Annotated in this window: 25 protein-coding genes; 4 read left to right on the top strand and 21 right to left on the bottom strand. The window is 42.0% G+C overall.

All coding sequences use genetic code 11. From position 1 onward, the window contains the following. Window positions 1-4 precede the first annotated feature (4 nt). From ABE613_RS06705 to sigK, 4 genes are all read right to left on the bottom strand, one after another. Window positions 5-922 (bottom strand): phosphate butyryltransferase, encoded by a 918-nt coding sequence (locus ABE613_RS06705; protein ID WP_347376000.1) that lies wholly within the window; start codon window positions 920-922, stop codon window positions 5-7. A 14-nt stretch (window positions 923-936) separates the two neighbouring features. Further along, the gene (locus tag ABE613_RS06700) at window positions 937-2,304 is read right to left on the bottom strand and encodes an aldehyde dehydrogenase family protein (protein ID WP_235232170.1); all 1,368 of its coding nucleotides are present in this window, start codon (window positions 2,302-2,304) and stop codon (window positions 937-939) included. Between the two features lie 178 nt (window positions 2,305-2,482). Beyond that, window positions 2,483-3,199 (bottom strand): FadR/GntR family transcriptional regulator, encoded by a 717-nt coding sequence (locus ABE613_RS06695; protein ID WP_235232169.1) that lies wholly within the window; start codon window positions 3,197-3,199, stop codon window positions 2,483-2,485. A 132-nt stretch (window positions 3,200-3,331) separates the two neighbouring features. Next, window positions 3,332-3,949, bottom strand: a complete 618-nt coding sequence (gene sigK, locus ABE613_RS06690) for an RNA polymerase sporulation sigma factor SigK (RefSeq protein WP_347375999.1) — start codon at window positions 3,947-3,949, stop codon at window positions 3,332-3,334. A gap of 150 nt (window positions 3,950-4,099) precedes the next feature. On the opposite strand from sigK, the gene ABE613_RS06685 reads away from it, so the two are divergent. The 3 genes from ABE613_RS06685 to ABE613_RS06675 all read left to right on the top strand — a co-directional run bounded on the left by ABE613_RS06685 (window position 4,100) and on the right by ABE613_RS06675 (window position 7,470). Beyond that, entirely contained in the window at window positions 4,100-5,368 is a 1,269-nt protein-coding gene (locus tag ABE613_RS06685; RefSeq protein ID WP_347375998.1) for a sensor histidine kinase, read from the top strand. 2 nt (window positions 5,369-5,370) lie between these two features. After that, on the top strand, window positions 5,371-6,222 hold the full coding sequence (locus ABE613_RS06680) for a response regulator (RefSeq protein WP_347375997.1): 852 nt from the start codon (window positions 5,371-5,373) through the stop codon (window positions 6,220-6,222). Between the two features lie 207 nt (window positions 6,223-6,429). Then, a complete protein-coding gene (locus ABE613_RS06675; RefSeq protein WP_235232165.1) occupies window positions 6,430-7,470 on the top strand; it encodes a PTS sugar transporter subunit IIC in 1,041 nt (346 codons plus the stop codon). A gap of 116 nt (window positions 7,471-7,586) precedes the next feature. Here the strand turns inward: ABE613_RS06675 and ABE613_RS06670 are convergent, their stop codons facing one another. The 8 genes from ABE613_RS06670 to mtaB form a co-directional block, all read right to left on the bottom strand. Beyond that, window positions 7,587-8,822, bottom strand: coding sequence for a peptidase U32 family protein (locus ABE613_RS06670; RefSeq protein WP_347375996.1), 1,236 nt, complete (start codon window positions 8,820-8,822; stop codon window positions 7,587-7,589). Continuing rightward, window positions 8,812-9,495: an O-methyltransferase gene (locus ABE613_RS06665; protein WP_235232163.1), complete on the bottom strand. Its 684-nt coding sequence runs from the start codon at window positions 9,493-9,495 to the stop codon at window positions 8,812-8,814. Before ABE613_RS06665 ends, ABE613_RS06670 begins: the two co-directional genes overlap by 11 nt. A gap of 93 nt (window positions 9,496-9,588) precedes the next feature. After that, a complete protein-coding gene (locus ABE613_RS06660; RefSeq protein WP_347375995.1) occupies window positions 9,589-11,256 on the bottom strand; it encodes a ribonuclease J in 1,668 nt (555 codons plus the stop codon). A 27-nt stretch (window positions 11,257-11,283) separates the two neighbouring features. Beyond that, window positions 11,284-11,739, bottom strand: coding sequence for a Fur family transcriptional regulator (locus ABE613_RS06655; RefSeq protein WP_235232161.1), 456 nt, complete (start codon window positions 11,737-11,739; stop codon window positions 11,284-11,286). A gap of 6 nt (window positions 11,740-11,745) precedes the next feature. Continuing rightward, on the bottom strand, window positions 11,746-12,006 hold the full coding sequence (locus ABE613_RS06650) for a DUF1292 domain-containing protein (RefSeq protein ID WP_235232159.1): 261 nt from the start codon (window positions 12,004-12,006) through the stop codon (window positions 11,746-11,748). Between the two features lie 23 nt (window positions 12,007-12,029). Beyond that, the gene (gene ruvX, locus ABE613_RS06645) at window positions 12,030-12,455 is read right to left on the bottom strand and encodes a Holliday junction resolvase RuvX (protein ID WP_235232158.1); all 426 of its coding nucleotides are present in this window, start codon (window positions 12,453-12,455) and stop codon (window positions 12,030-12,032) included. 5 nt (window positions 12,456-12,460) lie between these two features. Continuing rightward, a complete protein-coding gene (locus tag ABE613_RS06640) occupies window positions 12,461-12,724 on the bottom strand; it encodes an IreB family regulatory phosphoprotein (RefSeq protein ID WP_235232156.1) in 264 nt (87 codons plus the stop codon). Window positions 12,725-12,781: 57 nt separating this feature from the next. Then, complete coding sequence (mtaB, locus tag ABE613_RS06635; RefSeq protein WP_347375994.1) at window positions 12,782-14,065, bottom strand: tRNA (N(6)-L-threonylcarbamoyladenosine(37)-C(2))-methylthiotransferase MtaB; 1,284 nt, start codon at window positions 14,063-14,065, stop codon at window positions 12,782-12,784. 148 nt (window positions 14,066-14,213) lie between these two features. Between mtaB and ABE613_RS06630 the strand changes: the two genes are divergently transcribed. Further along, the gene (locus tag ABE613_RS06630; RefSeq protein WP_235232153.1) at window positions 14,214-14,447 is read left to right on the top strand and encodes an HPr family phosphocarrier protein; all 234 of its coding nucleotides are present in this window, start codon (window positions 14,214-14,216) and stop codon (window positions 14,445-14,447) included. Between the two features lie 74 nt (window positions 14,448-14,521). Here the strand turns inward: ABE613_RS06630 and thiI are convergent, their stop codons facing one another. From thiI to ABE613_RS06585, 9 genes are all read right to left on the bottom strand, one after another. Next, window positions 14,522-15,703, bottom strand: coding sequence for a tRNA uracil 4-sulfurtransferase ThiI (gene thiI, locus ABE613_RS06625; protein ID WP_347375993.1), 1,182 nt, complete (start codon window positions 15,701-15,703; stop codon window positions 14,522-14,524). A 24-nt stretch (window positions 15,704-15,727) separates the two neighbouring features. Beyond that, complete coding sequence (locus tag ABE613_RS06620) at window positions 15,728-16,888, bottom strand: cysteine desulfurase family protein (protein ID WP_235232151.1); 1,161 nt, start codon at window positions 16,886-16,888, stop codon at window positions 15,728-15,730. A 43-nt stretch (window positions 16,889-16,931) separates the two neighbouring features. Then, complete coding sequence (locus ABE613_RS06615) at window positions 16,932-17,669, bottom strand: 16S rRNA (uracil(1498)-N(3))-methyltransferase (protein WP_235232150.1); 738 nt, start codon at window positions 17,667-17,669, stop codon at window positions 16,932-16,934. 9 nt (window positions 17,670-17,678) lie between these two features. After that, on the bottom strand, window positions 17,679-18,632 hold the full coding sequence (prmA, locus tag ABE613_RS06610; protein WP_235232149.1) for a 50S ribosomal protein L11 methyltransferase: 954 nt from the start codon (window positions 18,630-18,632) through the stop codon (window positions 17,679-17,681). A gap of 45 nt (window positions 18,633-18,677) precedes the next feature. Continuing rightward, the gene (locus ABE613_RS06605; RefSeq protein WP_347375992.1) at window positions 18,678-19,244 is read right to left on the bottom strand and encodes a manganese efflux pump MntP; all 567 of its coding nucleotides are present in this window, start codon (window positions 19,242-19,244) and stop codon (window positions 18,678-18,680) included. A gap of 241 nt (window positions 19,245-19,485) precedes the next feature. Further along, on the bottom strand, window positions 19,486-19,833 hold the full coding sequence (locus tag ABE613_RS06600) for an arsenate reductase family protein (protein WP_235232147.1): 348 nt from the start codon (window positions 19,831-19,833) through the stop codon (window positions 19,486-19,488). Window positions 19,834-19,850: 17 nt separating this feature from the next. Continuing rightward, window positions 19,851-21,353 (bottom strand): ATP-binding protein, encoded by a 1,503-nt coding sequence (locus tag ABE613_RS06595; RefSeq protein ID WP_235232144.1) that lies wholly within the window; start codon window positions 21,351-21,353, stop codon window positions 19,851-19,853. 30 nt (window positions 21,354-21,383) lie between these two features. Beyond that, entirely contained in the window at window positions 21,384-21,797 is a 414-nt protein-coding gene (locus tag ABE613_RS06590; protein WP_235232143.1) for an HI0074 family nucleotidyltransferase substrate-binding subunit, read from the bottom strand. Then, window positions 21,778-22,059, bottom strand: a complete 282-nt coding sequence (locus ABE613_RS06585; RefSeq protein ID WP_235232142.1) for a nucleotidyltransferase family protein — start codon at window positions 22,057-22,059, stop codon at window positions 21,778-21,780. Before ABE613_RS06585 ends, ABE613_RS06590 begins: the two co-directional genes overlap by 20 nt. Between the last annotated feature and the right edge of the window lie 326 nt (window positions 22,060-22,385).

Below are 22,385 nucleotides of genomic sequence, written 5' to 3'. Positions count from 1 at the left end.
CTCCTTAATTCTTTCCCACTGCCTGCGCAGCAAGTACAGCAAGTGCAATAGAATTCATCTTGGATGTATCCGAACTTGCTCTGGATGTCAAAACCATAGGTTTTGCAGCACCCATAATACATCCGGCTTTTTCACATTTTGCAAAATATTCCATAGATTTATTCAGAATATTTCCCGCCTCAATATCCGGTGTGATCAGAATATCCGCATTTCCAGCCACCGGATGGTCAATTCCCTTATGGCGCGCAGCTTCAACAGATACTGCGTTATCCATGGCAAGAGGACCTTTGACCATGCATCCAGTGATCTCTCCTTCTTCATTCATCCTGGTAAGTTCTGCTGCATCCAGAGTTGCCGGCATCTTAGGGTTGACCTTCTCTACCGCGCAGAGAACTGCCACTTTCGGATTATCATTTCCCATAGCATGTGCAATCTGTGTACATGCCTTGATCAGATCTACCTTCTGTTCCAATGTAGGCGCGATCGTCATAGCAGAATCACTTAACAAAAACATACGGTCAAATCCTGCTACTTCCATCAATCCTACGTGACAGATCAGATTTCCGGTTCTTAATCCGTATTCTTTATTCAATAAAGCCTTTAATGCAACCGAAGTATCTACGAATCCTTTCATCGGAAGGGATGCTTTTCCTTCTCTTACCAGCTTAATTGCAGTTGCACATGCTTCCGGCTTTTCTTCTTCATTTACAATTTCAAATTTAGACAGGTCAATTCCCTGTTCTTTCGCGATTTCTCTTATTTCTTTTTCATTTCCTACCAGGTATGCCCCTTGAATGATCCGATTCTGGTATGCATTCCAGACAGACAACAGAACATCTGCATCTTGGGCAACAGCCACAGACAAAGTCTGTGGCTCCCCATTCTGTACTTTTTCAATTAACTCTTTAAAACTACGAATCATAACATGTCTCCAATCTACTCAGCCCAGATCTCTTCATCTGTCGGGATCGGCTTATCTGGCAATACATATGCGATTCTTGCAATATTTACAAGATGATTCCACCATAAGTTCTCGCTGAGGGAGTTATTGCCCCAGGTTCCGCATCCAAGTGTTGCTGTTGGATTCAGACCATTGTCAAATCCACCGCCAAGTCCGGAAGAACCGATCATGTTTACACCAATACGGGATACCGGAAGTAATTCTGCTGCATACTCGACATGTTCTTTTGTATTAGAATGAACAACGGCACTGTGGCCTGCTCCTTCATTTTTCAGGTTTGTGACAGCCTTATCTACTGCTTCTTCCCAGGTATCATAGCTGTTGATTGCCAGAACCGGACACAGTTTTTCTTTTGCAAGGCACTCTTCTGCTCCAGATTTTTCAATCTCTACCAGTAAAAATCTTGTATCCGCCGGAACTTCCAGGCCTACCAGCTCAGCGATAAATGTTGCAGAAGCACCTACTGCGTCTTTGTTGATTACACCATTCGGGAACAGACCTTTTCGAAGTGTCTCAACATCTTCTGGTTTGTTGATATAATAAGCACCCTGTTTTACCAGTTCTTCTACCATCTCATCATGTTTGGATGCCGGGATATGTACACACTGTTCGCAAGTACAAAGAACACCATTATCATAAGTACGGCTTGTGGCAACTTTCTTTGCGACTGCTGCAATATCCGCATCTGTATCTACCAGCGTCTGTACATTTCCAGCTCCTACACCAAATGCCGGTTTTCCACTCTTATACGCAGCCTTTACCATTCCTGGACCTCCTGTAGAAATACAAGCGTCACACTCGGACATCAACAAGCCAGACAGTTCTACGGTTGGTTCTGGGATAATCTGGATCAGATCCTCAGGAGCTCCTACAGACTTTAATGCCTCTCTCATAAGATTTACAGTTTCAACCCCTGTTTTCTTTGCACGTGGATGTGGTCCGACGATGATTGCATTACCCCCCTTCAATGCGATCATGGCATTCTGCATTGGAGTCATGGTAGGGTTCGTTGTCGGAGAAACAGCTCCAATAACACCAATTGGCTTTGCAACTTTTACAATGCCTTCCTCTTCCACGTATTCAATAATTCCACGGCTCTTAACACCTTTTAATTTGTTCCATACAGCCTTTGATTTTCCTTTGTTCTTTTTAATCTTATCCTCATAGACTCCCATACGTGTCTCTTCTACAGCCATCTTTGCCAACATTTCGCCATTGTCATAGATAATTTTTCCGATCGCGCGTACAGCTTTATCTACATCTTCCTGTGAGAACTGCTCAAATTCCTGCTGTGCTGCTCTTCCTTTTTGAATCAGATCCAATACATATTCTTTTGCTTCCATTCTTATTGCCTCCTTAAAATCGTTCCATCATTGTATGTTTAATGTACTACATTGTACGTTCTATTTCAATCGGCATATATCAACAAAATGAGGTTGGTTTTTTGTGTAAACTATACAAAAAACACAACCTCATTTTGTTGATATTTTAACGTATTTGATAAATTTTTACCAATCTTTCTCACAACAGCAAATCCTGCCATAATTTTAATCTTTCATCCATAAAGGCTGCAATTGCACTTTTATCTCTCGCTTCCAATATGTCTACCTCTTTCAGATAATTATCCGGGAGTGCATTCAGCTGATTTCTCTCAACCGACACTTCTATCGCTTTGTGCCTTGTAAATGATGCAATCTTACGGATAATGCTGTCCAACTGATATAACATCCTATTCTGAGATATTTCACTCAAATATTCATTAAAACGCTTACTCGCCTGATACATCTTCTCAATATCCGCCGGCGCCTCATTCATGATCCGTTTAAATTCCAAACCAAGTTGTCTCAACTGACGGATATCATCATCCGAAGCATTCAAGATCGCAAGATACAGCACTGAATTGGCCACCGCAATCTTCACCTCCAGAAGTTCCTCCATCGAATGCTCAGACAAAATCAATCCATACAACAACGGATCCAATAATTTGTTATTATATTCTTCAACAACAAAAGTTCCTTCTGAACGCCGTATCTCCAACACTCCAAATGCGACCAGCACCTTAATCGCTTCCCGGATCGCATTGCGGCTTACACCAAGCTTCTCACTAAATTCAATTTCTGTCGGAATCTTATCGCCCGGCTTTAATTCCCCACTGATCAAAGCATCCGTAATTCTCTGTATAATAATCTCAGAGATAGATCCCTTTGGCAATTCCGCAAAAAGATTGTTACTTCCCATACATAAATTCACCTTTCGTATCGAAATATCTCATAAATTTCACATATCCCATATTATAACATCTCTTTTCGGATTTGTGAATCGGGGACGGGGGTTTTTTCAAAAACCCCGTCCCCAGTGCAATGTCCCTTTTTAAAAATATCCTCGCAATTTTTCGATAGCACTTTTTTCAATTCTTGAAACATAAGAACGAGAGATGCCTAACTGCTTAGCAATCTCCCGCTGTGTATACTCTTCTCCGTTATACAATCCATACCGCATTTTCAATACCAGTCTTTCTCTTGGTGACAATTCTGACTCTACCCGCTCATATAATATCTGAATATCATCACTTAGTTCTACTTTTTTATGTGCATCTGTCTCTTCTGTCTCAATAATATCAAAAAGCTGAATTTCATTTCCTTCTCTGTCGGTTCCTATAGGTTCATACAAGGATATTTCTTTGGATGATTTTTTTTTGGCCCGAAGATACATCAAGATTTCATTTTCAATACAGCGTGCCGCATATGTCCCTAATCGAACACATTTTTCTGGATTAAATGTTACGACCGCTTTGATAAGTCCAATAGTTCCGATGGATAATAGGTCTTCCGCCTCTTCTTCATAAGACTGATATTTTTTCACGATATGAGCGACGAGGCGCAGATTCCGCTCGACTAAGATATGTTTCAGTTCAAGATCACCCTCCGTATATTTTTGCAGATATTCTCTTTCTTCCGCTGCAGTGAGGGGTTGGGGAAATGATTTCAAGGAAAGCACCTCTAAGCGTATTTAATATAGTTTATGTAAATTTAATTTCTTTTGTGCTTTTCCATTCAATTTTCTCTATACAAAAAGCGCCAAAAAAGTTATAGTAAATATAAATAACTATGGATTTATATTGACGATTTGGGGTATGTCATGAATCACAAACTGAATAAAACTTTGTATTATAGTATATTTATCATACTGGTTGCACAGCTTAGCATGAATCTTTTTATTGCAGATTTTAAGATTTCTATTGCCATTATTTTTATTCCTGTCTTTTTCTTTTTGACAGAGAACTTCCCCCTGATTCCCGTTACTTTTTGTTCTGCATTTGGCGTATTCGCCTTGCGTGTACTGATGAACTGGTTTCAATCGGGAACGCTGGATGGAAGTATAGCCTCTTTTTTCCCGGAGACAGGATTTTACATCTGTTACGGTCTTCTTCTCTGCCTGTACACGCACTGGCTGAAGAATCGAACCCTATCAAGAATATTGGTTGTTCTGCCACTGATATTCATTGACTACACAGCAAATTTTACGGAACTTTTTTTACGTATGCAAAATGATGCTTTAACAGTTAAGACACAACTTAGTATCTTATTGGTCGCTTGTCTGCGTACATTGGTCATCTGGTGCGTCCTGACCATTTTTGATCGATATAAGTTATTACTTTTACAGCAAGAACATGAAGATCGCTACAAGCGCCTTCTTCTGTTGATATCCAAATTAAATGGGGAAATGGTCTGGATGCGCAAGAATACCTCGCTTATCGAAGAGACTATGAACACTTCTTATCGATTATTTGAAAAACTAAAAGCATCTGACACAGATCCGGAGATCTCTTCATCTGCTCTGTCGGTGGCAAAAGATATCCATGAAATCAAAAAGGAATATTTGTTGATCTTACGTGGAATATCTGAAGCGCTTGACCAGGAATTTCAAAGCGATGGAATGTATCTGGAAGACCTTCTTACACTATTAAAAGACTCTGTCACTCTGACAGCAAGAGAACAGGGAAAAGAACTTTCCTTATCTGTCAGATGTTCCGATAATTTTTATACAGACAAGCAATACGCACTGATGTCTGTCTTTCGGAATCTATTTAATAATGCTATAGAAGCTGCTGCCGAGTCTTGTGTGACAATCTTAGTATCTCAGACTTCCGATTCAGACTTCTGCACATTTGAAGTTACCGATCAAGGTCCCGGTATCAAAGAAGAATATATTAACGAAGTTTTTCATCCTGGATTTTCTACAAAGATTAATTTTACAACTGGGGAAGTCAATCGAGGATTGGGACTGAATCTAGTACAAGATCTGGTCGAAAACCAGCTGAATGGAAAGATAGACCTTACTTCCCGCCCTGGCAAAACTACATTTACCATTCAGATTCCCAGACAAATTCTTGAAAAGAGGTCATAATTATGAAATTCTACCTAATTGATGATGATCAAAATGTCCGAAATATATTAAAAATCATTATTACAGAACGGAACTTAGGTACCATCTGCGGCTCTGCCGATAACGGTCAGGATGCTTTGGATGATCTGCTTTCACTCAAGCCGGACATCGTAATCGTAGACTTATTAATGCCTAAAATGGATGGAATCACTTTTGTGGAACATGCAAAAGCCCAACTTCCTGGTGCATCCTACATCATGCTTTCCCAAGTCTCTTCCAAGGATATGATAGCTTCCGCCTATGAAGCAGGTATTGAATTTTTTATCCAAAAACCACTTAACAGTATCGAGGTCGAGACAGTCATAAAAAAAGTCAGTAGTTCTCTTACCATGCAGCGTACCATGAACAAGATGCAAAATATATTCCTGGAAGGTATGCAGCCAGAGATAAAGCCAGAATCTTCTCTTCCGTCAAACAGCGAATCTTCTTCTACACTCCGCAATGTTTTACAGCAGCTGGGTATTATCGGAGACATTGGAAGCAAAGATATTGCCCTGGTTGCAGAATACCTGATGGAGCATAAAGAACAGATGAATGACACCACATTAAATGAACTTTGCAGCAAGTTCAGTGATTCACCCAAATCCATGGAACAGCGCATCCGTCGAACGGTCAACACCGGGCTTGTCAATCTGGCCCACTTAGGAATTGAAGATTACAGCAATGAAATATTTACCGAATATTCGAATACTCTTTATAATTTTGAGCAGGTTCGAAAAGAGATGGACTATATCCGCGGGAAAATTAAAAAGCATGGAAATGTAAAGATCAAGAGCTTTCTGAATGCTTTGGTGGTATATTGTCTGTCCCACTAATAATTTCAAAGACATTTTTCTTCGTTATTATATACAGTATCATTAGAGTATTTTTGTGAAATGTCACAAAATTTCTAATGATACTTCTTTTTTTTCGTCTATTTTGATACCGTTTGATACTTTTTGAAGTCTCGTTATTATATTAACTATATCAATAGAGAAACGGAACTTATTCAAAAATTCAATATGAAATGCGAGGGAATGTCTATGTTAACAATTTTATCTGGAGTCGGATTATTATTAATCACATTGGCTGGTTTTTCTTTATTCAGTCTAAAAATGCCCAAAGGACAGCTTGCTATGTCCGGTATGGCCAATGCTGCCATTGCCACATTTTTGGTAGAAGCAGTTCACAAATATATCACTGGCGACTTGTTAGGTCTTGAATTCTTCCGTACAGTTGGTGAAACTTCCGGAAGTCTTGGCGGCGTAGCCGCTGCAATCATGGTTCCTATCTCCATGGGTGCTAATCCGGTCTTTGCAGTGACTGCTGGTGTCGCTGTCGGCGGTTACGGAATCTTGCCAGGATTTATTGCAGGCTATATCGTTGGTCTGGTTTCTCCAATCATCGAAAAGAAATTGCCAGAAGGTCTTAACATGATCGGCGGTGCTTTATTAATCGCACCAATGGCACGTTTTATTGCATTTGCAGTGAACCCTGCGGTTAATGCTACATTAGTAAAAATCGGCGGCACGATCTCTGCTGCAACCGAACAGTCTCCGATCGTCATGGGATTCTTACTTGGTGGTATTATAAAGATGATCTGTACATCTCCACTCAGTTCTATGGCACTGACTGCCATGTTGAGCCTGGATGGACTGGCTATGGGAATTGCTGCCATCGCCTGTGTCGGCGGATCCTTTACGAACGGAATCATTTTCTCAAAATTAAAATTAGGTGACAGAAGCAATGTCATCGCAGTGATGTTGGAGCCTTTAACACAGGCTGACATTATTACCGCGAACCCAATCCCGATCTATTGTTCTAACTTCTTCGGAGGCGGATTTGCCGGAATATCTGCGGCAGCGTTCCATATCATCAATAATGCACCGGGAACTGCTTCCCCTATCCCTGGACTTCTGGCACCATTTGCTTTCAATTCACCAGTAAAAGTAATTCTTGCACTCGTCTTTGCTGTACTCGGTGGAATAACAGCTGGATTGCTCGGAAGTATGGTATTTAAAAAGCGTGTGAAAACTCCTGCTGCTGAGCTTCTTGGCAATGAAGCTACAAACGCAGAATGCTAAATCTCAATTATTACTTATTTATTGTAAATATTTCAGGAAATGTAAAGAAAGAGCAGAAACACCTTATCCTTCCAAGGGTTTCTGCTCTTTCACATTCCTATCATACATTAGTTCTTCTAAGTCTCAGGTTCCGCACGCCTCAGGATATCATACTGTTCTGCCTCTTCTCCAAAGTCAATATACAGTACCTGCTTCGGATGCGGCGCACTCTCCTGCTCATTTCCATCTTCATCGACGATTCGTCTCACCGTCACTTCGATGTTGCGGCCATCCGGTTTCATGATTTCGATCGTCTCTCCGACTGAAAACTTATTTCTCTGTTCAATCCGATACATTCCATCCTTTTCACCGCCGATGATTCCCAGATAAGTATACTCCTTGACATACGTATTGCTGTCATAGATCTGGCTCTCTTCGCTCGGCTTTCCAAAATAGAACCCTGTCGTGAACTGGCGATAAGTACAATTGGAGATCTGATCCAGATACCATGGCATATTTGCTTTGTATTTCTCCGGGTCTTCCAGATAATCATCAATAGCCTTTCGGTAAGTTCTGGCTACCGTCGCCACATACAATGCCGTTTTCATACGTCCTTCGATCTTGAAACTGTCAATTCCTGCATCAATCATCTCCGGAATATGCTCAATCATGCACAGATCCTTCGAATTGAAGATATATGTGCCACGCTCATTCTCATAAACCGGCATATATTCACCTGGTCTGGTCTCCTCTACCACCGCATATTTCCAACGGCAAGGATGCGTACATGCTCCTTGATTGGCATCGCGTCCGGTGAAATAATTACTCAACAGACATCTTCCAGAATAAGAGATACACATAGCTCCATGAATGAAGCTTTCAATCTCCATCTCTTCCGGAATACGTTCCCGAATCTCCTTAATCTCTTTTAGTGACAGCTCTCTGGCAGATACCACTCGCTTCGCGCCTTGCTTCCACCAGAAACGATACGTTCCATAATTCGTATTATTGGCCTGCGTACTGATGTGACGCTCAATCTCCGGACATATCTCCTTTGCCATCTCAAAGATTGCCGGATCCGCGATAATTAACGCATCCGGGCCTATTTCTTTCAATTCTCTCAAATATTCCTCTACGCCCTCCAGATCATCATTGTGGGCAAGAATATTTACCGTTACATGAACTCTCACTCCATGCTCATGGGCAAATTCAATTCCTTCGCGCATATCTTCCATCGAGAAATTCTTCGCTTTCGCACGAAGTCCAAAAGCCTCACCGCCAATATATACTGCATCTGCGCCAAATATAACCGCAGTCTTCAATACTTCCAGGCTGCTGGCTGGAATCAAGAGTTCAGGTCGTCTATTCTTCATTCTGTAATTCTCCTTTATCTTCTACCGTCATGGTCTTCTTCACACTAAGAGCCACACCGTCCCCCAGTGGTATAATGGATGTCTGTAACTGGTCATTATGCTTCAATTCATACAGATATTCCCTCATCCGGCTGTGAATCGTACGATTCCGCCGTTCCACTGCAAACCGTGATTCTATAATATCGCCATCCTGCAACACGTTATCAGACATCAACACACCATCCTTAGAAAGCAGACGAATCGCCTCCGGCATATAGTGAATATACTGTCCCTTAGCCGCATCCATAAATATAAAATCAAACGGCCCTTCCAAAGAACGCATCACCTCAAGCGCATCACCTTCAATCAATGTAATCCGATCTTCCTTGCCCGCACGCTTAAAATTCTCCCGCGCAATCGGAATCCGCTTCTCATACTTCTCAATCGTCGTAATATGCCCATTTTCCGGCAAATACTCACACATCAAAAGCGCCGAAAAACCAATCGCAGTTCCCACCTCAAGAACCCGCACAGGCTTCTTCATCATCAACAACACCTTCAGAAAACTCTGCGTCTCCTTACGGATAATCGGCACATACGTATCCAAAGCCTCCTGCTCAATCTGCTCAATCAACGGACTCTCCGGCGTCTCCAGAGAATGAATATACGTCACCATTCTTTCATCAACAATCATTTTGGGACACCCCTTTTTTCATTTTGGTACACCACAAATCGCAATATGGGACGTAGTAAAATTAAAAAATACTACGTCCCCTTTTTCACCTTTTTACACATCCATAATAATTGGCAAGATCATTGGTTTTCTTTTTGTCCGTTTCCAAATGAATTCATTCATGGTATCGCGGATTACCATTTTTATCTTGCTCCAGTCGGCATTACGCTGGTGCAGCAGGCAATCTTCGACTGCTTCTGTCACTATATTACGAGCCTCTTCCATCAGACCTTCTGATTCTCTGACGTAGACAAATCCACGTGATACAATGTCAGGTCCTGCCAGCAATTGGTTACTGCCTTTTTCTAATGTAAGTACTACGATCATGATTCCATCTTCTGCCAGATGTTGTCTGTCACGAAGTACGATATTTCCTACATCTCCTACTCCGAGACCATCTACGAGGATCTCGCCGGTGTGTACTTTATCTACGACTTTGGCCTCTTTATCACTCAATTCCAATACATCGCCTGACTGCAGGATGAAAATATTCTCTTTTGGAATACCAAGATTCATGGCAACTCCTGCGTTTGCTTTCAAGTGACGGTACTCGCCGTGTACCGGTATCGCGTATTTTGGCTTTACCAGGGAGTAGATTAATTTTAATTCTTCCTGACATGCATGACCGGATACATGGGCATCGGAGAATATAACGTTAGCTCCTTTGGAGGAGAGTTCATTGATAACCCTGGAAACTGATTTTTCATTACCTGGAATCGGATTCGAACTGAAGATTACCGTATCTCCAGGCATAATGGACACTTTTTTATGCACATCTGCTGCCATACGTGACAGGGCAGCCATAGACTCACCCTGGCTTCCGGTAGTGATCAACACGGTCTTTTCCGGCGGATAATTCTTCAACTGATCAATCTCAACCAATGTATTTTCCGGTACATTCAGATACCCTAACTCCTGGGCAACCTGTATAATATTGACCATGCTTCTTCCTTCTACTACAACCTTACGATTATACTTGCATGCAGAATTGATGATCTGCTGCACACGATCTACATTGGAAGCAAATGTTGCAATGATAATTCTTGAATTCTGATGCTCTGCAAATATGTGGTCAAATGTAATTCCCACGGTACGCTCGGACTGGGTAAATCCTTTCCTCTCCGCATTGGTACTGTCTGACATCAATGCCAGAACTCCTTTCTTACCAATCTCAGCAAAGCGCTGAAGATCAATGGCATCGCCAAATACAGGTGTGTAGTCCACCTTAAAGTCTCCGGTATGGACTACAATTCCTGCCGGTGAATAGATAGCCAGAGCTGCCGCATCCTGAATACTGTGATTTGTCTTAATAAATTCAATTCTAAATTGCCCCAGATTAATAGACTGTCCATGCTTTACTACTTTTCTTCTGGTGCTGCGAAGCAGATTATGCTCTGAAAGCTTCTTCTCAATAATACCCATAGTAAGCTTCGTCGCATAGATAGGAAGATTCATCTCACGCAGCACATAGGACAAAGCTCCGATATGATCTTCATGTCCATGCGTAATCACAAATCCCTTTACCTTCTGAATATTATCTTTCAGATATGTCACATCCGGAATCACAAGATCGATTCCGAGCATATCATCTTCCGGGAATGCCAAACCGCAATCCACGACAATAATACTGTCTTCATATTCGAAGGCAGTAATGTTCATTCCGATCTTCTCAAGTCCTCCGAGCGGAATGATACGCAATTTTCCGTTGTTCTCTTTTTTCAAATTTACACCTCCACGTGCTTCTCCGTACTAATTTTGCCCTTTCTGGCATTCTTGGCATTGTCCATAGAACTTTAATTCGTGGTCCAACACGTGAAAACCGGTCTCTTCCTCTATATGACGCTCCAGTTCGTCCAATAAATCATCCTTAAAAGGAAGCACTTTCCCACAAGTTTTACATATCAAATGATGGTGATGGTGTCTTTCCACTCCATCGAAAGACTCACCAATCTCATAACGCACACATCCATCATCAAGATTGATACGATCCACCAATTGCATTTCTAATAACAATTGCACTGTCCGGTAAATAGTTGCCAGCCCAATCTCCGGGTAGTCCTCTTTTACCAGTTCATAAATATCTTCTGCAGTCATATGTCTGTCTCTGTGTTCTGCCAGCACCTGCAATACAAGCAACCTCTGATTGGTTACTTTAAGACCCTTTTCTTTCAGCATTTCTTTAAACTTTTCTTTACTGATAGACATAGTATATTACCTTTCAATATCAACATCCTCGAGCAGTTCCTCAAACACTTTTGAAACAGCAGTAAGCTCCACGTCATCATCTACGATCTCATAGACGCTGTCTGCTGACGCTTCATCTGATGTATCCTTCAGAATTAAACATTCCGCTTCATCATCCTCCGAATCAGTGACCAGAATATAAGATACCCCGTTCACCTTGGTCTGCTCTAGCACAAAAAAATCTATCTCTTCCTGTATCTCTTCCGACATGAATTTAATCTTTTCCATATATATACACCTCGAAAATGGTTTTAGTTCATGTGAATCGAGTCCAAATATCCTTGTAATATAAAAACAGCCGCAATTTTATCAATGTATTTTTTGCGGTCTTCTCGCCTTACTTTATTCTCAATCAAAGTCCGTTCTGCTTCTACTGTAGTCAGACGCTCGTCCCACATCACGACTTCCAGGCCGGTCCGTCGGGAAAGCATCTTTCCAAACTCTATTGAATGTTCTGCCCGATCCCCAATATCATTATTCATATGCTTCGGAAGGCCAAGTACAATCCGCTCTACCCCGTACTCTTCAATCAACGCTTCAATCCGTGCACAGGTCTTACGCAGTTTGTTCTCGTCCTTTCGGCATATGGTCTCTATTCCTTGAGCAGTAATTCCCAAAGGATCACTGATTGCCACTCCTACGGTCTTAGAACCGTAATCCAGTCCCATGATTCTCATAGAAATTATACCCACTTATTATGCTCAATATACGTCTTAAGCATCTCTTCTACCAATTCATCTCGCTCCATCTTCATGATCAGGCTTCTGGCTCCATTGTGGCTGGTAATATATGTCGGGTCTCCTGACATAATATAACCCACAATCTGATTCACAGGATTGTATCCCTTTTCACTCAATGCCTTGTACACAATCTCAAGTATATCTTTTGCTTGAATTTGTGGACCGCTTTCTACCTGAAAAAACTGAGTGCTGCTTAAATCTTTCATATACTCACGTCCTCCAAAAATACTTCAATGTTATTCTACCCTATTAGCACCAAAAATTCAATGCATTATTTGCAACTGACTCTCAATTTCTACATTTACCAGTTGATTCGTTAGATTCTCTGTCGTTTTCTGACCAATTTTTACATACTCTTTCGTATGTCCCACCTGGTACTTCTCTCCTTCGTGAAGAATCTCTTCTTCCATCAATACTTCCTGCGTCGTTCCAATCAACGCTTCCTCATAATTCCTCTGTTTTCTACGGCTCAATTCCAGAAGTTCATTACTCCTGACTGTCTTCACCGTCTCCGGCACCTGGTTCTCCATCTTGGCTGCAAGGGTACCCTCACGTCTGGAATACTTGAATACATGCGTCTCATAGAAATTCACCTTATCTACAAATGCTTTTGACTGTGCAAACTCTTCTTCTGTCTCCCCAGGGAATCCAACGATTACATCCGTCGTCAATGCTGGATTATGAAAATATTTCCGCAGAAGGACACACTTCTCATAATACTCTTCTGCCGTATAGCGACGATTCATCCGCTTCAATGTCGCATCACACCCACTCTGCAAAGACAAGTGGAAATGCGGACACATCTTCGGAAGACTGGCAAGAGTACGTGCAAATTCTTCCGTAATGATGCGCGGTTCCAGAGAGCCGAGACGGATTCTCTGAATTCCCGGAACCTCATGAATATCCAGAATTAGATTCAACAGATGATCTCCCGTATCCATTCCATAAGAACTCAGATGAATTCCTGTCAGAACGACTTCCTTATATCCATTGGAAGCCAACCCCTGTACTTCCCGAAGTACGCTTTCATGATCACGACTTCGAACCCTTCCTCTTGCATAAGGAATAATACAGTAAGAACAGAACTGATTACATCCATCCTGCACTTTAATATATGCTCTGGTATGCTCTGCTGTTCTGGTCAGATGCATTTCCTCATACTCCTTCGTATGGTTAATATCCACCATCTCCTGGCAGGTACCTTCCCTTCCTCTTTCATACTCCTTTAAAATCTCAATAATATCTTTCTTGCGGTTATTCCCGACCACAATATCAATGCACTCATCCAACCCGTCCGCTTTCGCCTGCACATAGCATCCACAAGCCACAACAATCGCATGCGGATTCATCTTTCTGGCACGGTGCAGCATCTGCCGTGATTTACGGTCCGCCATATTGGTCACCGTACATGTATTAATAATATAGATGTCTGCCCCTTCCTTAAAAGGGACGATCTCATAGCCATGTTCCTCCAGGAGTTCCTGCATCGCCTCTGTCTCATATGCATTGACCTTACACCCCAGATTATGTAATGCTACTTTCTTCATATCTTTCCACAAACCCTTTCTATGCATATTGTTGTAAGATTCATTAAAATTAATTTATATTCTTTGGCAAATTGTTCCTTGACTTTTATACCCCTTACTCTTAAGATGTTTATAGAACACGAAATGAAACTAAGGAGGTATTTCCAATATGAAAACAGTTCAGATTTCTTTAAATTCGATTGATAAGGTAAAATCTTTTGTAAATGATATCACAAAGTTCGACTATGATTTTGATCTGGTATCTGGAAGATACGTTATTGATGCAAAATCTATCATGGGTATCTTCAGTTTGGATCTTTCTAAACCAATTGATCTGAATATCCATGCTGACAATGCAGAAATCGACACAATTCTTGAGACATTAAAACCATACATCTGCTAATAAAATGATGGAAAATGGTCAGGCCTTGTATCTTACAGGGTCTGACCTTTTTTTCTCAACCAGATCTATTACGCTTACTTCACTTCGATAATCTCTACAGTATCAATTGCTTCCTGTACCAACTGATCAATCTTCTCACTCAAGTTCTCTTCAGAACGGCGGATCACATCGATATTCGGCTTCGTAACCGGATGCTTTGCCACAAAGATCGTACAACAATCTTCAAAAGGCTGAATAGATGTATCATACGTATCTATTTTCTCTGCGATGTCTACAATCTCCTGCTTGTCGAATCCGATAACCGGACGATAGACTGGAATCGTACAGACATCGTTCGTTGCTGCCAGACTCTGCATCGTCTGACTGGCTACTTGTCCAATACTCTCTCCGGTAATCAGTCCAAGGCATCCATCTTCCTTTGCAAAATGCTCCGCAATACGCATCATATAACGACGCATAATAATCGTCAGTTCATCGTGCGGACACTGATCATAAATATACAATTGAATATCTGTAAAATTCACTACATGAAGCTTGATCGGTCCAGAATAGCGAGAAACGATTCTCGCCAGGTCTATCACCTTCTGCTTCGCACGTTCGCTGGTATACGGCGGTGCATGGAAATAAGTAGCCTCAATGCCTACTCCGCGCTTGGATATCATATAACCAGCTACCGGGCTGTCTATTCCTCCTGATAACAGGAGCATCGCTTTTCCATTGGTTCCAACCGGCATTCCACCTGCTCCAGGAATAATCTGAGAATAGACGTAGATTTCATTTCTCACTTCCACATTCAACATCACATCCGGGTGATGTACATCTACACGAATCTCTGGAAATGCATCCAGAATCGCCTCTCCAAGATCACAGTTAATCTCCATAGAATTCTTTGGATAAGACTTTCTGGCACGTCTGGATTCTACCTTAAATGTCAGATTCTTGTCCGGATATACTTCATCCATATATGCAACTACATCTTTTTTCAGCTGGTCAAACCCCCGATCTTCCATGCGGACAACCGGACAGATTCCAACCACACCGAATACTCTCTTCAGATGCTCCACTGCATCATCGTAATCATAATCTCCCTCACAGTCCACATAGATCCTTGCCTGAGACTTGTGTACCTGAAATTCTCCATCTACATCCTTCAGGGCGAAGCGCACCTGTCTGACGAGTGCATCCTCAAACAGGTAGCGATTCTTTCCTTTAATTCCTATCTCACCGTATTTTAACAAAAAAGTATGAAATCTCATCTTCTATTCTCCTATCAGATTCTCCTAATGTCTGGTATATCTTCTCAACATCGGTACTATATTATATAGTGTCTCCAGCGTATCGTCAATCTCTTCTAAGGTTGTAAATTCTGACATACTGAACCTAAGCGTCGCATCCAAGAATTCCTGTTTTGCTCCAATCCCTTTGAGAACGCCGCTGATCTGCGGATGATTGGAAGCACATGCCGAACCAGAAGACACATAGATCCCCTTATCTTCTAACGCATGCAAAAGTACTTCACTTCGAATTCCAGCAAATCCCACGCTGATAATATGCGGTGCTGAAGTCTCATCATACAATCCATGAATCGTTATATCCTCAATCTGACTGACGCCATCGATAAAATGCTGCTTCAATTCTCGCATCTTTGCCACTTTGGCGTCCAGATCCTTGTAAATCGTCCTGGCTGCCAGAGAAAGTCCGGCAATTCCCGGAACATTTTCCGTACCGGAACGGATATCCTTCTGCTGTCCGCCTCCGAATACGATTGGCTTGATCTTAACATTCTCACCGATATATAATGCCCCCGTTCCTTTCGGGCCATGGATCTTATGGCCACTGATAGAACACATATCTACCTTTAATTTCTTCGGATATATATGATACTTGCCAAAGCCCTGTACTGCATCTACATGGAACAGGATATTCTTATTATAAGCCTTCACAATACTTGCAGCTTCCTGTATGGGCTGCACCGATCCTACTTCATTATTCACATACATAATGGACACCAGAATCGTATCCTTACAAAGCGCATCCTGCAAAGCATCCAGCTTCACTCTTCCGTACTTATCAACAGGAAGATAGGTAACACGAAAACCTTCCTCTTCCTCCAGATATCGCATCGTATTAATGATTGCCGGATGTTCAATGGATGTTGTGATCAGATGTTTTCCAGCCCTGTGATTCGCTCTTGCAGCACCAATCAGCGCCAGATTATCACTCTCTGTTCCGCCAGAAGTAAAGAACACTTCCTTCTCCTGAACCTTCAAAAGCTTCGCAAATGTCTCCTTTGCTTCTTTTATATACTTCTCTGCCTCCACGCCTTTTGCATGCATGGAAGACGGATTGCCATAGTCTTCACACATTACCTTCCGCACAAGATCCCCGACACTGTCATAAGCCCGGGTCGTCGCAGAATTGTCCAAATAGATCTCTTTCATCATTTTCACTTCCTATGCTTCTTCTTACTACCAGATTATGTGATTACCCTTCCAAATGGAACATCAAAACGGATAATGTCGTAAGTCCTGCCGTCTCTGTCCGCAAGATTCTCTTTCCCAATGTTATTGCATGGGCACCATACTCTAACGCCTGTTCTACTTCCTCTTTCTCGAATCCACCTTCTGGCCCGATGAAGATTCCAATCGATTGTCCGGGATAAATGGATTCAATCACAGATTTGGTCTCCTTCATCCCCTCAGCAAGTTCATATGGAATCAGTACAACATCTAGCTTCGAAGCACACTCCAATGCCTCACGATAAGACATTACGTCTGCCACTTCCGGGATATATCCTCGCCCTGCCTGCTTCGCTGCGCTCTGGGCAATCTGCTGCCATCGTTCCACCTTCCTGGCAGCCTTCTTCGCATCCAGCTTCACGACCGCACGCTTTGTTGCCACAGGAATAACCTGATAAACTCCCAATTCTACCGATTTCTGTACGATCAGTTCCATCTTATCCTGCTTCGGCAATCCCTGGAACAGATAGATCTTCGAAGGCAACTCTGTATCCACCGGCAATTCTTCCAGGATCTTCAACACCGCCAGTTCTTCCTCATAACGCTCTACCGCACACCGATACTGGAGATTATTGCCATCACTGACCATCAATTCTTCTCCTGTACGCATGCGCAGAACATTCTTCATATGATTCACATCAGACCCTTCCACATAGATCCATTCTTCCTTCACCTGTGAAGGTGTCACAAAAAAATGCTGCATACTCTGCTCCTAATTCTTTCTCGCTGTAACAGACACCCATTCTCCCTGATGATTCACTTCCAGGACCTCAAGGCCAGATGCCTTCACAGCTTCTACAACCACTTCTTCTTTCACATCTATAATACCACTGGTAATATAGATTCCGCCAGCCTTCAGTTGATGGAGAATGACCGGCGTCAACGGGATCAGAACATCTGCCAGAATATTTGCCACTACAATATCGTATTTCTCATATCCGACTTTATCCTGAACTTCCTTGTCATCAATAATATTGCCAATCATGACTTCATACTGATCTTTCCGAATCCCATTGACTTCCATATTCTCATGGGTAGCATCAATCGCACATGGATCCAGATCCGTACCTACAGAATGCTTTGCTCCAAATTTGAGTGCCAACATCCCCAGGATTCCGCTTCCACATCCCACATCCAGGATCTCTGTATCTTCCGTCACGTATTTCTTCAACTGGCGGATACAAAGCTGGGTCGTCTCATGCATTCCTGTTCCAAATGCAGTTCCCGGATCGATATGAATGATCATCTTATCCTGATCCTTCGGCTCGACATTCTCCCAGGACGGAATTACAAGGATATCATCAATATAAAACTGGTGAAAATACTTCTTCCAGTTATTCACCCAGTCTACATCCTCTGTCTGAGACTCCTCAATCGTGCACTCACCCACGTCCAGATAACTTCTCATCTCTTCCAGTTCTCTGCGCACCTGCATCAGGATGGCTCCTGCGTCCTCATCTTCATCCAGATAAAACGTCAGATAAGCCTTTCCGTCATCTTCCGGCATATCCGGCAATATGTCTACGAACATCTGCTCTTTGTCTCCCTGAGTCAAAGGTACCTTATCCTCAATCTGTACCCCCTGGATTCCCAGATCCATCAACATACTGCTGACAATATCTTCTGCTTCTGTTGTCGTCGTCAAACGAAATTGATTCCACTTCATCAGTCTTCTCCTTTTTTCTGAACATTACTTCTACGTCATTCGTCTCTATATTACGCCCAGATGCTCCAGCAGAATCTTACATCCCATAAGAGCCAGGATAATACCGCCAATAATCTCTGCTTTCGTCTGGTATTTTGTTCCGAATACATTGCCTATTTTAACACCTGCGACGGATAAAGTAAATGTAATCACCCCAATAAAACTTACTGCAGGTACAATATTTACCTGTAAAAAGGCAAATGTCACCCCAACTGCCAATGCATCAATACTGGTTGCCACCGCAAGACCCAACATGGTTCTCACATCCAATGACTCATCCGTCTCCTCGCACTCATCACAGGAACCCAGTGCTTCCCGAATCATATTTCCTCCTATGATTCCCAACAGGATAAACGCAATCCAATGATCAACCGAAGTAATGACATCTTTAAACTGCACACCCAAAATATAACCAATCAACGGCATCAATGCCTGAAATCCACCAAAATACAGTCCAACAATCCCCGCCTTGCTCCACGTACACCGCTTCATCGCAAGGCCCTTACAGACAGATACTGCAAATGCATCCATAGACAAGCCTACCGCAATCAAAAATAATTCTATCAATCCCATATTCCTTCTCCTTTTGTGAATATTCTATCTTCCGGATACCCGGCAACAGGAGTGCATATAAAAAGACCTATCCGTGGCATATCCACGGATAAGTCTCATCATTTAAAGTAATGCCAGATGCCTTGTGCATCAGTATGTTGACAAAACTACGCATTCTTAGCGCCAACTACTCCCTTACCGTAATTGATATTATAGAAATTCTTTCGATTGCTGTCAATAAAAAACACAAAAATTATCCAAGTTATACTAGCTTTTCCCACTCTTTCTCACGGAATCCGACCAACACCAGATCATCCGTCACAACAATCGGACGCTTCACCAGCATTCCATCAGAAGCCAGCAAGTCATACTGCTCTTCTTCAGACATCTCAGGAAGCCGGTCCTTTAACTGCATCTCCCGATAGAGCATACCACTGGTATTAAAAAATTTCTTCAATGGAAGTCCACTTCTCTGATGCCATTCGATCAATTCCTCTTTCGTAGGATTCTGAAGCTTAACATCCCGCGCTTCAAATATAATCTGCTTCTCTTCCAGCCATTTCTTTGCCCTCTGGCAAGTACTGCATTTTGGATAATATACGAATAACATTCTTCTTTCTCCTCCTCTTATTTCAAAGCAGTATTCAGATCCTGTTCCACTTCATCTAATTCCTTCAGGATCTCCTGCTGCTGTTCATCGAACAGTAACCGCTTGTTATAGCGATAATATTTATCACAATCATTGTCTTTCAGGAACTGAATACTGTAATAATTCGTATTCAGTTCTGTGACGAAGGCAACCATCTCCTGACTGTCCCCAAATGCATCTTCCATAAAATCAAACGCATGATTCAGTGACTGTAATGTATGTTCCACTACTTGCTCCCGTACTTCCACTGACTGTTGAAATTCCTCTTTTACCCTGGCAAATGCCGCCTCACTTGTAAGATGATCTTGCTGCACCATCTGTCCGAACCGCTCTAAAGTCTCAACAACCTTTCGATAAATCTTATCCTGCAGTTTCGTCAACTGCTCTGCCTTACGCAAGGTCTCATAAGCACCTTCCGCCTGAGCAGTCACTTCTTCCAGATCCAGATTCTCCTTGTACAGTCGTAGATATTCATACAGCATCGTCACATACTGATCTTCTACAAAGTATTCCTTGAACAGACTTCCCAGTCTTCCAATCAACATATGAACCACACTCAGCCGTTCATCAAACGGAGCATAATTCAGCTGTTCCAGAGTCTCTTTACTATAACAGCCTTCTATAATCTTCTCCAGACCATAATCCTTCTTATATTTCTCATATAACACCAGATAATTGGCAAAATCCTTAGCAATCTTCCAGTGCTGGATATACTGATGGACCACCTCACGGTCTGCTTTTTTACCCAAAGCTTCATATACCTTCAAAAGCTGAGACAGATCTTCCCAGCCACGGGCTGTTGCAAATACCTTTCCATCTACCGTCGTCTCAATCCGGTAAAAATGATCCTTGCGGATCTCAAGATATGCCAGAATCGCCGGATGAATCTCCGCCTGATAAGCATATTCCTTCCACACTTCATAATTCTCTTCCACATCAATCTTCTTGATGCGATCCAAAGTCACGATATCAAAGTCCCGCACGGACTTATTATACTCCGGCGGATTCCCCGCTGCCACAATGATCCATCCTTCCGGCACTTTCTGGTTGCCGAACATCTTACACTGCAAGAACTGCAGCATTGTCGGTGCCAAAGTCTCTGACACACAGTTAATCTCATCTATGAAGAGGATTCCCTCTTTGATTCCTGTAGCCTCTATCTTATCATACACCGAAGCAATGATCTCACTCATGGTATACTCTGTGACCGAATGCTTCTTGCCGCCGTACATCTTCTCCTGAATAAACGGCAGACCGATAGCACTCTGCCGCGTATGATGCGTGATCGTATAAGACACCAGTCCAATCTTATACTCCTTCGCAATCTGCTCCATGATCTGTGTCTTACCGATTCCCGGAGGCCCCATCAGAAGAATCGGGCGCTGACGGATCGCCGGTATCATATACTCCCCATCCGCATCTTTCTTCAAATACGCTTCAATCGAATCCTTAATCTCTTGTTTTGCTCTCTTGATATCCATAATCTGTCCTTTTTATCTCTGTCCTATCATTTATTCTGTAATGTCCTCATAATACTTTTTAGCTGTGTCCTGAAATTTCACAAACAATGGATAATACACATTTATAATATCCTGAAATCTTTCTTTTGCAAAAGTTCCGTCATAATCATGGGCAAGTTGATTTCGAGTCTTCAACATTACCATCCACTGATCATCATCTATCATATGGTTCGTAAAAGCCTGTTGCAAAGTTGCCCGTGGAGAACCGATGGCAAAATCAAGGACACCAAGCTGTTTTACCAGAATATCTTTCATAACTTTCCATGAGATATCAAAAGTAAGTGAAAAATTCAATACTGTACCTTCCAGAACAAAATCAGCTTTCGGATCCGCAGTTCTACTCTTTTCCAGATTTTTCAAACTTTTACAAAATGTATTGTATCGATTAATATATTTGCTTTCCATAATTTTTTATATCCTCCAAAAGAAATTCATTGTGAATACTGTCATAATCAAAAATGTCTATCTTTCGCAGCGTGTCAATTTCTTCCAGTTCTCGTTCAAGCTTTTCAACATCTTTACACCCATATACCACAAAATCAATATCACTGGTTGGCAATGCAGTACCTGTAGCAAAAGAACCAAACAAATCCAATCGTTCTACGCCATGATCCTGGCATATTCGCTTCACTTTATCAATCAATTCTGATACTGGCATCACATTCATTATAAAGGCCCCCTCTTTTCCATCATACTTAAAGCCGATTTTATTTTACTTCAAAGGAAATATAATATCAAGACTCTCTCAACTGAACACTGATAGAATTCCTCTGCATCTCTTTCTGATATGTGCCTGAATTGGCATGAATATTGTGATTGTTACGATAACCGGATATTATAAAGCCATATACCTTTACAACATCCGGTCATAGATTGGTCCTATGTCAAGATTTAGTACAAGTTAAAATGAGGTTTTCCTCATCTTAACTTGCCATCAGCAATTCGTCTTTCTGGATTCTACGATACAGTTCTTCATAATCATTTGGAGACATA

The organism is Dorea chungnamensis (genome assembly GCF_039832125.1).
Classification (GTDB): Bacteria; Bacillota; Clostridia; order Lachnospirales; family Lachnospiraceae; genus JAFBIX01.
The sequence above is the reverse complement of the archived record's forward strand: the minus strand, read 5'-3'. Positions and strand labels throughout refer to the sequence as shown.

Coding starts and splice junctions, on each gene's coding strand:
- ABE613_RS06705 (WP_347376000.1), bottom strand. CDS start 922: ATGATTCGTAGTTTTAAAGAGTTAATTGAAAAAGTACAGAATGGGGAG.
- ABE613_RS06700 (WP_235232170.1), bottom strand. CDS start 2,304: ATGGAAGCAAAAGAATATGTATTGGATCTGATTCAAAAAGGAAGAGCA.
- ABE613_RS06695 (WP_235232169.1), bottom strand. CDS start 3,199: ATGGGAAGTAACAATCTTTTTGCGGAATTGCCAAAGGGATCTATCTCT.
- ABE613_RS06685 (WP_347375998.1), top strand. CDS start 4,100: ATGAATCACAAACTGAATAAAACTTTGTATTATAGTATATTTATCATA.
- ABE613_RS06680 (WP_347375997.1), top strand. CDS start 5,371: ATGAAATTCTACCTAATTGATGATGATCAAAATGTCCGAAATATATTA.
- ABE613_RS06675 (WP_235232165.1), top strand. CDS start 6,430: ATGTTAACAATTTTATCTGGAGTCGGATTATTATTAATCACATTGGCT.
- ABE613_RS06670 (WP_347375996.1), bottom strand. CDS start 8,822: ATGAAGAATAGACGACCTGAACTCTTGATTCCAGCCAGCAGCCTGGAA.
- ABE613_RS06665 (WP_235232163.1), bottom strand. CDS start 9,495: ATGATTGTTGATGAAAGAATGGTGACGTATATTCATTCTCTGGAGACG.
- ABE613_RS06655 (WP_235232161.1), bottom strand. CDS start 11,739: ATGTCTATCAGTAAAGAAAAGTTTAAAGAAATGCTGAAAGAAAAGGGT.
- ABE613_RS06650 (WP_235232159.1), bottom strand. CDS start 12,006: ATGGAAAAGATTAAATTCATGTCGGAAGAGATACAGGAAGAGATAGAT.
- ruvX (WP_235232158.1), bottom strand. CDS start 12,455: ATGAGAATCATGGGACTGGATTACGGTTCTAAGACCGTAGGAGTGGCA.
- ABE613_RS06640 (WP_235232156.1), bottom strand. CDS start 12,724: ATGAAAGATTTAAGCAGCACTCAGTTTTTTCAGGTAGAAAGCGGTCCA.
- mtaB (WP_347375994.1), bottom strand. CDS start 14,065: ATGAAGAAAGTAGCATTACATAATCTGGGGTGTAAGGTCAATGCATAT.
- ABE613_RS06630 (WP_235232153.1), top strand. CDS start 14,214: ATGAAAACAGTTCAGATTTCTTTAAATTCGATTGATAAGGTAAAATCT.
- thiI (WP_347375993.1), bottom strand. CDS start 15,703: ATGAGATTTCATACTTTTTTGTTAAAATACGGTGAGATAGGAATTAAA.
- ABE613_RS06620 (WP_235232151.1), bottom strand. CDS start 16,888: ATGAAAGAGATCTATTTGGACAATTCTGCGACGACCCGGGCTTATGAC.
- ABE613_RS06615 (WP_235232150.1), bottom strand. CDS start 17,669: ATGCAGCATTTTTTTGTGACACCTTCACAGGTGAAGGAAGAATGGATC.
- prmA (WP_235232149.1), bottom strand. CDS start 18,632: ATGAAGTGGAATCAATTTCGTTTGACGACGACAACAGAAGCAGAAGAT.
- ABE613_RS06605 (WP_347375992.1), bottom strand. CDS start 19,244: ATGGGATTGATAGAATTATTTTTGATTGCGGTAGGCTTGTCTATGGAT.
- ABE613_RS06600 (WP_235232147.1), bottom strand. CDS start 19,833: ATGTTATTCGTATATTATCCAAAATGCAGTACTTGCCAGAGGGCAAAG.
- ABE613_RS06595 (WP_235232144.1), bottom strand. CDS start 21,353: ATGGATATCAAGAGAGCAAAACAAGAGATTAAGGATTCGATTGAAGCG.
- ABE613_RS06590 (WP_235232143.1), bottom strand. CDS start 21,797: ATGGAAAGCAAATATATTAATCGATACAATACATTTTGTAAAAGTTTG.
- ABE613_RS06585 (WP_235232142.1), bottom strand. CDS start 22,059: ATGAATGTGATGCCAGTATCAGAATTGATTGATAAAGTGAAGCGAATA.